6 protein-coding genes are annotated in these 12481 nt (G+C 63.5%); 5 read left to right on the forward strand and 1 reads right to left on the reverse strand.

Translation table 11 applies throughout. The features are described from left to right. Nucleotides 1–5: 5 nt before the first annotated feature. A complete protein-coding gene (locus tag BUS42_RS08905; protein WP_254053401.1) occupies nt 6–1901 on the reverse strand; it encodes a M1 family metallopeptidase in 1896 nt (631 codons plus the stop codon). Between the two features lie 583 nt (nt 1902–2484). Here BUS42_RS08905 and BUS42_RS08910 point away from each other — a divergent pair. The 5 genes from BUS42_RS08910 (at nt 2485) to BUS42_RS08930 (ending at nt 12481) form a co-directional block, all read left to right on the forward strand. Continuing rightward, nucleotides 2485–3792 carry a DUF1501 domain-containing protein gene (locus BUS42_RS08910; protein ID WP_074306604.1) on the forward strand — a complete coding sequence of 436 codons (1308 nt, stop codon included), beginning with the start codon at nt 2485–2487 and terminating at the stop codon, nt 3790–3792. A 262-nt stretch (nt 3793–4054) separates the two neighbouring features. Further along, complete coding sequence (locus BUS42_RS08915; RefSeq protein ID WP_074306605.1) at nt 4055–6505, forward strand: peptidase; 2451 nt, start codon at nt 4055–4057, stop codon at nt 6503–6505. Between the two features lie 80 nt (nt 6506–6585). Beyond that, nucleotides 6586–9099, forward strand: a complete 2514-nt coding sequence (locus BUS42_RS08920) for a DUF1549 and DUF1553 domain-containing protein (RefSeq protein ID WP_074306606.1) — start codon at nt 6586–6588, stop codon at nt 9097–9099. Between the two features lie 239 nt (nt 9100–9338). Then, nucleotides 9339–11708 (forward strand): c-type cytochrome domain-containing protein, encoded by a 2370-nt coding sequence (locus BUS42_RS08925; RefSeq protein ID WP_074306607.1) that lies wholly within the window; start codon nt 9339–9341, stop codon nt 11706–11708. A gap of 281 nt (nt 11709–11989) precedes the next feature. After that, nucleotides 11990–12481, forward strand: coding sequence for an acetolactate synthase (locus tag BUS42_RS08930; RefSeq protein WP_074310879.1), 492 nt, complete (start codon nt 11990–11992; stop codon nt 12479–12481).

Raw genomic sequence — 12481 nt, forward strand, 5'->3', positions numbered from 1 at the left:
AACACTTATTTCGTCCCCAGGAGTCGATCGACCGACTCCACGGCGATCGGGTGATAGAACGGTCTCGCCTTGGCGTAGATCGCCTTGGCGCGAGTCGTTCCTTCCGCGGTCTTCTTCAGCTCGCCATAGAGCGGCATTAAAAACTTGCGTCGGCCGATGGAGGTCAGGAACGACTCGAGCCGAGCGTCCGCCGGCGCATAGTGATTGCGGATCGCCATCAGCAACCATTGCTGCGTGATCTCGGAGTTTCCGGTTCCGGTCAACGCGAATTCCTTGTCGAGCGCGGCCATCTTCTCCGGGGGCAACTCCAAGGGGAGCGCCTGCAAAAAGTGGAGCCACTCGTGGGTCGACCAGTCGCGGGTGGCCAGTTGTTCCGCGGGGATCTTGCCCTCGAGCCAGTCGCGCGCCGCGGTCGTCACAACGGCGAAACGCGTGGACGTCGGCTCCGGGAAGCCGGGAGGCAAGCCAGGTTCGTGGAGCCAGGCCTGAACGTTGAGCTTCGCGGCCGCGGCCGGGTCGGAATCGAGGAGTTGGGCCTGCAGGTAACGCTCGAAATCCGCGGTCGTGATGCTCTGAAACGCGAAGTGGTCAAAGTAAGCTCGCAAGAACGCATCGAATCGCTCGCGACCGAACGCGTGCTCGATTGTGGTAAGGAACAAGGCCCCTTTTTCGTAAGGGATTCGGGTCATCCCTTCGTCGGGGTCACGGTCGGCGAGGTCGATATGGAGCACCTGGTCGCGAGGGGGAAACGCGGCCAGCTCCTCGCGCAGTTCCCGAAGCCCGAGGACGGCTTCCATCGCCGCGCGGTCGGGGCCGAAGACGTCTTCGACGATCCGCCGTTCGAGGTAGACGGTGAAACCCTCGTTGAGCCAGAAATCGCGCCAGGTGGCATTGGTCACGAGGTTGCCTGACCATGAGTGGGCCAGTTCATGAGCCACCAGGGAGACGAGCGACCGATCGCCCGCGAGGATCGTCGGCGTGGCGAAGGTGAGCTTGGGGTTCTCCATGCCGCCGAACGGGAAACTGGGAGGCAGAACGAGCAGGTCGTACCGTCCCCAGCGGTAGGGACCGAATCGGGTTTCGACCGCCTTGATCATCGCCTCGGTATCGACGAACTCACTCGCGGCCGCAGCGACCACCGAGGGCTCGGCGTAGGTCCCGGTGCGCGGGCTGAGCGAGCGAAACGCGAGGTCGCCGACGGCCAAGGCAATCAGGTACGGCGGGATCGGCTGGGTCATCTCGAAGCGCGCGTCGCTCTGCCCTTCCCGTCCCGGTAATTGGTCCGCACTCATCACGGCGCGGAGGCCCTCGGGAACCCGAATCGTCGCGGCATAGGTGATCCGTACTCCCGGCGAGTCCTGAAGCGGGATCCAAGATCGGGCGTGGATCGCCTCGGATTGGGTGAAGAGGAACGGCTGCTTGCGCCCCGCCGTTCGCGGTGGATCGAGCCATTGCAAGGCGCTGGCCGTGGGCGCGGTCCGATAGGTCACGCGCACCCGGGTCGCGTCATCCGGCACGAAGATCCTCAGGCGGGTCCCCAGGAGCCGCTCTCGCTTCAAATCTGACTCAGGCCGCACGGGGTCGGCTCCTTCGTGACCGAGTTCAAAGCGAACCTCGGTCAACGCCTCATCGGTGACGCCCGCCGCGACGCGCTCAATCTTGAGTTCACGCGTGTCGAGATCGAGCGGGATCCCCGACGGGCATCCCGGCATCCGTCGGAAGGCGAGCGTCGCCGTCCCTTGCAGCTCTTTCTTGGCGAAATCGACGCTCAGGTCGAGCTCAACTCGGCTGACGCGAATCTGTTCCGGATTTCCCAGCGAATGAAGGTCGCGATCCGCCGGCCGGCTTGGAACCACCTGGCCGGCATCGACCACCTGGTCGAAACCGATGAGGACCAGCATGATCATTCCCGTCGCTGCAACAATTCCGATCGGCATAATCAGGACCTTCCGGGAAACGATGGCGGATTCGACGCGTTGGGGGAGCCCCAATTGCTGAATCTAACGGACTTCGCGAGCCATCACCACCATTTCCACGGCTGCGAATCCGGGGCCTATCCTAATCCCAGGGTGACGACCGGAATCGCAGGCAATTTCGCTCGCGGGAAACGCGGAATCGGTGCCCTGGAAAATTGATCCAAAAAAGCGCCAACGCTGCTTGCATTAATGCCGTAAGTCACAGTAAGTTGACGATCCTTGTTGAACATTGGCGTGACACGAATCCGCTGATGGAAGTGCTGACCTTCCGCGTTCGTTCTTGAGTTTGACCTCCTGCCACCCTCTTGCCTGGCCAATCCCTTGACCTGACCGACAGATCAATGGGAACGGTGATTGAACCCTCCGTTTGGAACGCGACGACGCGATCGATAGGTCGCCCTACGACTTGTCGAGTCGAGCGATCGGAGGATCGGTGGGACGAAGGCCTGACCTTCGGCCTTGGCGTGGGATCGCACGACCTCGTAATTCTCACAAAAGGAGACCATCGATGGCAGATGCCTACCTGAGAGGCCCTTTCAGTCGCCGAGGATTTCTGACGGTCGGCTCGGTGGGCTTCGGCCTGACCTTGAGCGAGCTTTTTCGATTGAAGGCGAAGGCCGACCTCAAGACCTATGCCCCCATCGCCGCCAAGGCTGACTCGGTGATCCACATCTTCCTGCCCGGGGGGATCGCCCACCAGGAGACGTTCGATCCCAAGCCGTTCGCGCCGATCGAGTATCGAGGCGAGCTCAACTCGATCGCGACCAAGATTGAAGGGGAATCGTTCTCCGAGACGCTTCCCAAGACCGCGCAGATCGCCGACAAAATCACCGTGATCCGGTCGATGACCCACGGGGAAGCGGCCCACGAGCGGGGCACGCACAACATGTTCACGGGCTACCGGCCCAGCCCCGCCCTCCAGTATCCGAGCATGGGCAGCGTCGTCTCGCACGAGTACGGGCCACGGAACAACCTCCCGCCGTACGTCTGCATCCCGAGCATCCCCAACGAGTACGCGGGAACCGGCTATCTGAGCTCCTCGTTCTCGCCGTTCAGCCTGGGGAGCGACCCCGCGGTGGGTGGGTTCAAGGTTCAGGACCTGAATCTGCCCAACGGCATCGATGACTCGCGATTTGCGACTCGACGCAACATTCTCGGGGCGGTCAACGACCATTTTGCCAAGAAAGAGAAGAGCGACGGCCTGGAGGCGATGGATACGTTTTACGACCGCGCCTACAGCCTGATCAGCTCGCAGAAAGCGCGTGAGGCGTTTAACATCGATGCCGAGCCCGCTCCGCTCCGCGACGCCTACGGCCGGAACGCGGCCGGGCAGCGGATGTTGATGGCCCGGCGACTCGTCGCCGCGGGGGCCCGCCTGGTCTGCTTGCAATACGGTGGTTGGGACCTGCACACTGGCATCGCCGCCAATATGAAGGCGCAAATGCCCGCCTTCGACCAGGCCTTCGCCGCGCTGATCACCGACCTGGATCAGACCGGCTTGCTCGACCGCACCCTGGTGATGGTCTCGAGCGAGTTCGGGCGGACTCCCAAGATCAACAAAGATGCCGGCCGCGACCACTGGCCCAAGGTCTTCAGCGTGGTCCTCGCCGGGGGCGGAGTCAAGAAGGGCTACATCCATGGCGCCTCCAACGCCACGGCCAGCGAGCCCGACCGGGATCCGATCGGACCCGAGGATCTGGCGACGACGGTTTACCACCAGCTTGGGATCGTTGCCGACAAGGAACTGATGGCCCCTGGTGGCCGCCCGATCGAAATCGTCGACGGCGGTAAAGTTCGCACCGAACTGCTGGCCTGAGCCCAATCTCAACGCGGACACACGCCCAACCATTCCGCGTTGGGCGTGTCTCCGCCGCGACCAACCCTCCGATCGCCGATGATCTGAGATTTGCTCCATTCTGCTTGCGGTCATGCCTCCCCCTAATTTTTTTGGCCGGCCTCGCCTCGAAATTGCCAGAGAACCCCGCCGACCCCGAACCGATCCGACTCGCCTCGGGCCTTCCGTTCGTTGCGAGCGTCGACCTGCCTGAGCTTCGTCGACCCTACCTGAGGGGACTTCCATGATGCGTCCGAATCCGCCGATTTTCCTCGTGGTCCTTCTCCTCGGTCCATCGTTGGCCCAGGCAGCTTCACCCAGCATGACGGCGATCCGGCCGATGGGGGGACGTCGAGGCACGGAACTCGAGATCACGCTCTCCGGCGCACGGCTCAAAGACGCGCGTGAGCTCGTCTTTTATCACCCTGGGATTAAGGCAACGAAGATCGAGGCACCGAGTGATACCCAGGTGAAGGCCACCCTGGTGATCGCCCCGGACTGCCCGCTCGGACTCCACGAGTTGCGGCTTCGCACCGACACGGGAATCAGCGAAGCCCGATCGTTCAGCGTGGGCGTTTTGCCCGAGGCCGCGGAAGTCGAGCCCAACAACGACTTCACCAAGCCGCAAGCGATCGCGATGAACTCGACCGTCAACGGGGTCGCGGAGAACGAGGACGTTGACTACTTCGTCGTCGACGCCAAGAAAGGCGAGCGGATCACGGCAGAGGTCGAGGGAATTCGACTCGGGATCGCGCTCTTTGACCCGTACGTCGCGATCATGGACGCGAAGCGCTTCGAGCTCGCCTCGAGTGACGATACCGCGCTGGTCTGGCAGGACGCCCAGGCGTCGATCATCGCTCCCGAGGATGGCAATTACATCATCCAGGTTCGCGAAAGTGCTTATGCCGGGAACGGCAACTGCCTCTACCGGGTGCATGTCGGCAACTACCCGAGACCGACCGCGACCCTGCCCTCGGGAGGAAAGTTGGGGGAGGCCGTCGACATCACCTGGATCGGTGACGTCACGGGCGATCGAACCACGAAGGTCACGCTGCCAACCGCCCCCCAGCCTGACTACGGAATCGTTGCCAGCGACGACAAAGGTTCCGCCCCCTATGCGAACACGTTCCGGCTCTCGCCGTTCGGCAATGTGCTCGAGGTCGAGCCCAACGACGACAACGGGACCGCAACTCCGTTCAGCCCTCCCCTGGCCCTCAACGGTGTGATCGGCAAGCCGGGCGACATCGACCGGTTCGTGTTCAAGGCCGTCAAGGGCCAGGCCTTCGACATCCGTGTGTTTGCCCGCTCGCTTCGTTCACCGCTGGACTCGGTGCTCTACATTGGAGCGCGGAGTGGTGGCGTGATCGCCGGGAACGATGACAGCGCCGGGCCCGATAGCTACATTCGATTCGGGGCCCCGGCCGACGGTGAATATGTCATTTGGGTTCAGGACCAACTGCTCAACGGTGGGCCGAATTACGCCTACCGGATCGAGGTGAGCCCAGTCGAAGCCAAGCTCAACCTGAGCGTCCCAAGCGAGTCGCTGATTCGAGGAACGGGCACGATCGCCGTGGCGGTCCCCAAAGGAAACCGGCAGGCAATCCTCGTCAATGCGAGCCGCGCTGACTTCGGGGGCGACCTCGCAATCAGCGTCTCGAACCTTCCGGCCGGTGTGACCTTCGAGGCAGACACCATGGCGGCCAGCCTCGCGACTTATCCCGTACTGTTCACGGCCAAGCCGGACGCGGCCCCCGCGGCCGCGCTGGCGTTGCTCGCGGGGAAGCCGGTCGATCCCAAGGTCGTCGTCCCCTCGCAATTCAGCCAGATTATCGAGCTCGTCCTCGGGCAGAACAACATTCCATTCTGGACCCGCACGGTCGACTCGCTGGCCGTCGCCGTCACCGAGGAAGCTCCTTACTCGATCGAGATCGTCGAACCGAAGGTCCCGCTGGTTCACGGTGGGTCGATGAACTTGAAGGTGGTGGCGAAGCGCAAGCCGGGCTTCACGGCCCCGATCGCGATCTCGCTCCCCTGGAACCCTCCCGGCATCAGTTCCGCCGGTGGGATAGCGATCGCCGAGAACCAGAACGAGGCGCTCATCCCGATCAACGCGGCGGTCGGGTCGGAAGTGAGGACCTGGAAGATCGTGGTCAACGGCTCCTCCAACGGGCCGACCGGCCCGGTCCTGGTCTCGACGCAACTGGCTGCCCTGACCATCGCCACCCCCTTCGTTGGGTTGACTTACCAGTCGGCCGCCGTCGACCAAGGCAAGGAGGTCCCCTTGGTGGTCAAGGTGGCCAAGCTCGTCGACTTCGACGGCGAAGCGACCGTGGCCCTGATCGGCTTGCCCAACAAAGTGACGACGGAACCGAAGACGATCAACAAGACCACGACCGACCTCGTCTTTCCGATCAAGACCGACATCACATCACCCGCGGGCAAACATGCCAGCCTGTTTTGCCAGGTCGTGATCACGAAGAACGGTGAGCCGATCGTCCACAACATCGGAACGGGAGAACTGCGGATCGACGTGCCGATCCCCCCCAAACCCACCGAAGCCGCCAAGCCCGCCGCGCCGGTCGCGGCCGCCCCGGCTCCTGCTCCCATGCCTGCGGCCGCTCCGGCACGCCCGCTCAGCCGGCTCGAGCAACTCCGGCTCGAGGCCAAACAGCGTGCCGCGGCCGCAAGCCAATAAGCCCGCCCCGAGTTGAAGCGCGACGCCCTGACCGGGCATCGTTCCCCCTTCCCACCCGCGCAGCGCTTTGAGGACACGAGATGATGATCGCAACGAGACTCGCCCGCGGACTCATCGGAGTGATCGCTCTCTCTCCGTTCACGGGTCTGGCCATGGCCCAGGCGCCGCCGGCCGCACCGGCCGCACCGGCCGCACCGGCCGCACCGGCCGCACCGGCCGCACCGGCCCCGCAGGCGGCCCTCACCAAGATTGAGGTCTTTCCCGCCGACATCCAACTGGCAACCGCCGTCGATCGCCAGGCGGTGGTCGTTCAGGCCACCTATGCGGACGGCATCACCCGCGATGTCACCGGTGAAGCGGCGATGACCGTCGCCGACGCCAAGCTCGTCCGCCGTGATGGCACGACCTTCTGGCCCGTGGCCGACGGGGCAACCACCTTGACGGTTGCCTTTGGCGGCCTCTCCCAGGTGCTGCCGATCAAAGTCGCACAGGCGACCGTGCAAACTCCGATCAGCTTCCGGCTGGACGTCATGCCGATCTTCTTAAAGTCCGGCTGTAATACCGGGAGCTGTCACGGGGCGTCACGCGGCAAGGATGGATTTCGCCTCTCCATCTTCGGCTTCGACCCCGAGGGGGACCACTTCCGCCTGACCCGCGAAATGAGCGGTCGGCGGATCAATCTCGCGGTTCCGGCGGACAGCACGTTCCTTGAGAAAGCCACCGGCGCGGTCCAGCACACGGGCGGCAAGCGGGTCGAGCCCGGCAGCGAGATCTATCAGACGCTCCACCGCTGGATCGAGTTGGGCGTCCCCAACGATGACGCGGCCACACTTCCCAAGGTCCTCTCCGTCGAACTCTATCCCAAGCAAGCCGTGCTCGACGGCAAGGGTACGACGCAGCAGATGACCGCCCGGGCCCGCTACTCGGACGGATCCGACCGCGACGTCACTCGGCTCTGTCTCTTCCTCACGAACAACGAGAGCTCCGCCGCCATCGACTCGCAGGGGCTCGTCACGGCCGACGACCGTGGCGAAGCGTTTGTCATGGCACGTTACGACGCCTTCACCGTCGGTTCGGAGATGATCGTTCTGCCCAAGGGGCTCAAGTTCGAGTCGCCCACCGAGCCCGAAGTCAACTACGTCGACAAGCTCGTCGCCGACAAGCTCCGAAAGCTGCGGATTATCCCGTCGGGGATCTGCGACGACGAGACGTTCCTCCGCCGGGTTTCGCTCGACATCGTCGGCCTGCCTCCGACCGTCGACGAATACGACCGGTTCACCACGTCGACCGACCCGACCAAGCGCGCCAAGTTGATCGATGAGCTCCTCGAGCGCAAGGAGTTCTCCGAGATCTGGGTCAACAAGTGGGCCGAGCTGCTCCAGGTCAAGTCATCGATCGAAGTCAGCTATAAGGCAATGTTCCTCTATTATAACTGGCTCGTGGAAAGCCTCTCGAAGAATATGCCGATGGACCAGATGGTCCAGAGCCTGCTCGGGGCCAACGGTGGCACGTTCAAGAACCCAGCGACCAATTTCTATAGCGGAACGGGGGGTAATCTCCTTCTGACCGAGAACGTCGCGCAAGTCTTCATGGGCATGCGAATCCAGTGCGCCCAGTGCCACAACCATCCGTTCGACCGCTGGACCCAGAATGACTACTACGGGTTCGCCTCGTTCTTCTCGCAAATCGGTCGTAAGGTCGGCGAGGACTATCGCGAGTCGATCGTGTTCAACTCAGGCGCGGGTGAGGTCACTCATCCGGTCGACGGCCGCGTGATGAAGCCAAAGTTCCTGGGGGGCGAAACGCCCGACGTGGCGGGTAAAGACCGCCGTGTCGTGCTCGCCAAGTGGCTCGCATCGTCCGACAACCCCTGGTTCGCCACCTCGTTCGCCAACCGAGTCTGGGCCCACTTCATGGGCGCTGGGATCGTGGAGCCGATCGACGATTTCCGGGTCAGCAACCCCGCCTCCAACCCGGAACTGCTCGCTGCGCTTGGCAAGCGGCTGACCGACGCGAAATACGACCTCAAGACGATCGTCCGCGACATCTGCAACTCGAGAACCTACCAGCGATCCACCCAACGGAACGAAAGCAACGCGACCGACGAGTTGAATTTCGCCCACGCCAACCTGAGACGGATCAAGGCCGAGAACCTGCTCGACACGATTAGCTCCGTCACCGATACGAAAGACAAGTTCAGCGGCCTCCCCCTCGGTGCGCGGGCCGTCCAGATTGCCGACGGCAAGAGCTCAACCTACTTCCTCACAACCTTCGGTCGCGCGACCCGTGAGACGGTCTGCTCCTGCGAGGTCAAGATGGAGCCGACCCTCTCCCAGGCGCTCCACTTGCTCAACGGCGAGACGGTGAACGCCAAGATCCGCGCGGGGGGACTCATCCCCAAGCTGGCTTCGACCAAGAAGTTCCCCGAGGAGCGGATCCTCGAGCTCTACATCCGCTGCTTCTCGCGCAAGCCGACCAAGGAAGAGCTCGAAAAGCTCCAGCCGGTCCTCGGCGAAGGAGCGAACCAGACCCAGGCGATGGAAGATATCTTCTGGGCTTTGCTCAATAGCCGTGAGTTCTTGTTCAATCACTAAGCTAAGCTTCCGTGGCGTGGACTCAGTCCACCATGGAACCTGCTTTTGGAAACCAGGACAGGCGAGCGGGGAGCGGATCGCTCCCTGGCTTCCGAGCGCGGAGACCGGTGGGCCGTGCCCACCCGACCAAACAGTATCGATCCGAATTCTCTTGTCGAGTCGGCACGGGTGGCCCGACGAAGACCGCCGCGAGGCTTTCGAGCGGCCGAGCACGACTCTTATGGCGAGGTTCGAGACCCATGCGACTGAACACGACCGGCATCATCCTGAGCGGCCTCATCGCCCTCGCGCCTTCCCTCTCACTGGCAGCGGATGCCAAGGCCAAGGTCACTTACCAGGACCAGGTCTCCGCGATCTTCAAGAACCGGTGCAACTCGTGCCACAACGCCGACAAGCAAAAGGGGGGTCTCAATCTCGAGACCTACTCCAGCGCGATGCAAGGCGGCGGCTCGGGGAAGGTCGTTGAACCGGGCGACCCCGACTCGAGCACGCTCTATCAGCTCGTGACCCACAGCGAGCAGCCGAACATGCCACCGAACGCCCCCAAACTCCCGGACGCCGAGCTCGGGACGATCAAGGCCTGGATCGAAGGGGGAGCACTCGAGGCCTCAGGAAGCATGGCCGCGGTCAAGGCCAAGCCCAAGTTCGAGTTCAAGCTCGACCCGAATTCGGCGGGTAAGCCGGTCGGTCCCCCGGCCATGCCGGAGAACCTCGCGACCGAGCCGGTCATCGTCTCCGCCAAGCCGAACGCGGTCATCGCCATGGCCAGCAGTCCTTGGGCTCCGCTCGTCGCGGTTGGAGGCCACAAACAAGTACTCCTCTACCAGACCACGAACAACCATTTGGTCGGTGTCATTCCGTTTCCGGAGGGGACGATCCACGTCCTGAAGTTCAGCCGCAACGGCGGATTACTCCTGGCGGGAGGGGGACGAGGAGGTCAGTCGGGCATCGCCGTGGCCTGGGACGTCAAGACGGGCAAGCGGGTCTTCGAGATCGGCAAGGAATACGACAGCGTGCTGGCGGCTGACATCAGCCCCGACCACGGCCTGGTCGCCTTGGGTGGGCCGAGTAAAATCCTTCGCGTCTACAACACGGCCGACGGTCAACTGGTCTACGAGTCGAAGAAGCACACCGAGTGGGTCACTGCCCTGGAATTCAGCCCCGATGGTGTCTTGCTCGCCTCGGGTGACCGAAATAACGGACTTGTCGTCTGGGAAGCGGTCACCGGTCGCGAGTTCTACGACCTCCGGGCACACACGCTCGCCATCACCGACATTAGTTGGCGGCTCGACTCCAACGTCGTCGCCTCGGCCAGCGAAGACGGAACCGTCCGCCTCTGGGAAATGGAGGGGGGAACCGCCATCAAGAATATCGCGGCGCATCCGGGCGGGGTTGCCTCGGTCCGCTTCGGCAAGGACGGACGCCTCGTCACCACCGGCCGCGATCGAATGACCCGCGTCTGGGACCCGGCTGGGGCCAAGCAACGGGACCTCGAAGCGTTCAACGACCTCGCCCTCGAAGCCGTGTTCACGCACGACTCGACCGCGGTCATCGGCGGAGATTGGTCCGGCGAGGTCCGCGTCTGGGACGCCGGCACGGGAGTCCGCCGGGCGAACCTCGTGGCCAATCCCGCGGCGCTGGCGACCCGACTCGAACAGACGATCCAGGCTCTCGCCGCCGCCGAAGCCGCCGCCGACGTGGCCGCGAAAGCAATGGCTCCACTTACCGCGGCTCCCACAGAGAAAGCGGTCGCCTTGGCCGCGGCGCAGCAGGCCCTGAAGGCGGCCGAGCAGGCGGTCGCCGAGCAATCCGCGCCGGTCAACGTTGCCGACCAAGCGTTCAAAGCGAAGGACGCAGCCAGACAGGCCGCGGCGGTGGCTCTGGCCGCGGCACAGGCGGCCGCCAAGAAGGCAACCGATGACAAGGGGGTCGCGGACAAGGCGGTTGTCGATCGAACCGCGGCCGAGAAATTGGCCCAGGAAGCCTTCGCCGCGGCGGGAATGACAGTTGAAAAAGCGAAGGTCGCCAAAGCTGCGCAACAGCAGGCGATTGCCGAGGGCCTAGCGGGCCTGAAAACGGCGGCGGCCGGAGCCGCGTTCGACGGGGTGGTTGCCGGACTCACCGAAAAGGTCAAGCGATCCACCGAAATTCACGCGGAATTCGAGACCTCGACGATCCGCCAGGCCGTCGCCCAGGTTCTGTTCGAGCGAGCCGGCCTTGAGAAAGCAGCCGCCCTGAAGGGGGTGGAGACAGTCACCGCGCAAGTCGCTGCCGCCAATGCCGCGGCCGAGGCCACCAAGCAGGCTGAGCAGGTCGCCATCACCGAGCGTGCGACCGCCGAGGCGGCACTCAACGCGGCCAAAACCGCTACCCAGCCCGCGATCCAGGCTGCCACCGCCGTGGCCGTCGCCCGCAAGGCGGATCTCGACCGGGTAATCGCCGAGAAGGCGGCCGTCGATAAGGCACTCGCCGACAGCAAGGCCGCCAGTGATGCCGCCGCGGCCAAGGTAGCGGCGCTCAAAGCGGAACGCGATGCGCTCGCCCTCGAAAAGAAAACTCAGGAAGCCGCCCGCGCCTCCGTTGCCACCAATCCAGCTCCCAGCTCCTGACTTGATCGGTTTCTGAAATCGCTGGCGCTCCCACGTAAGACTGCGGGCAAACCTGCCCGCAGTCTTCTGGTCTCAGTGGGAAGGCAGGGTCCCCGGGCTGCGAAATCCGCTCGATTTGCTTTCAGGTCACTTCCTCGGAACGGCAAGCGGATCCCCCGATCGGCTCCGGTCGATTGACGGGCGTGGGCATTGACCGGAGTCGTTTTCGGCATTAGACTTCGGTGAGGAATACGTAACCATATTCGGCTTTGGTCACGGCCGACGACTTGATGAGGATCGCCATGAGCTTTGGCGAGGGTGCCGGCAGCGAAGTCGACTTTGAAACGATGCAGGGTCGTAACTGGCCCTCGCTGACTCAGTTCTCGGTCTTCCTGGAGAACCGGGTCGGGCAGTTGCTTGAAGTGATCCGCGCATTTCACGGATCCAAGGTCAAGATTGTCGGACTCACCATCTCCGACTCGGCCGATTGCTCGATTCTCAGGCTCGTTCTGAGTCATCCCGAGCAAGGCCGCGAGATCCTCGCCTTACACAAGCTTGCATTCGCCGAGAACGAATTGCTTGGGGCCGAGCTTCCCGCGGGTCCAGGGTCATTAGCCGACCTCTGCGCGGCGTTACTCCAGGCAGAAATCAACATTCACTATGCCTACCCGTTGATTATTCATCCCCACGGCCGCTGCGCCGTGGCGCTGCACGTCGATAGTATCGAACAGGCAGGCACAGCGCTTCACGCGATGGGATTCGAGATCATTTGCGAGGCCGACCTCTCGGCCTGA

The organism is Singulisphaera sp. GP187 (assembly GCF_900129635.1).
Lineage (GTDB): Bacteria > Planctomycetota > Planctomycetia > Isosphaerales > Isosphaeraceae > Singulisphaera.

Coding starts and splice junctions, on each gene's coding strand:
- BUS42_RS08905 (WP_254053401.1), bottom strand. CDS start 1,901: ATGCTGGTCCTCATCGGTTTCGACCAGGTGGTCGATGCCGGCCAGGTG.
- BUS42_RS08910 (WP_074306604.1), top strand. CDS start 2,485: ATGGCAGATGCCTACCTGAGAGGCCCTTTCAGTCGCCGAGGATTTCTG.
- BUS42_RS08915 (WP_074306605.1), top strand. CDS start 4,055: ATGATGCGTCCGAATCCGCCGATTTTCCTCGTGGTCCTTCTCCTCGGT.
- BUS42_RS08920 (WP_074306606.1), top strand. CDS start 6,586: ATGATGATCGCAACGAGACTCGCCCGCGGACTCATCGGAGTGATCGCT.
- BUS42_RS08925 (WP_074306607.1), top strand. CDS start 9,339: ATGCGACTGAACACGACCGGCATCATCCTGAGCGGCCTCATCGCCCTC.
- BUS42_RS08930 (WP_074310879.1), top strand. CDS start 11,990: ATGAGCTTTGGCGAGGGTGCCGGCAGCGAAGTCGACTTTGAAACGATG.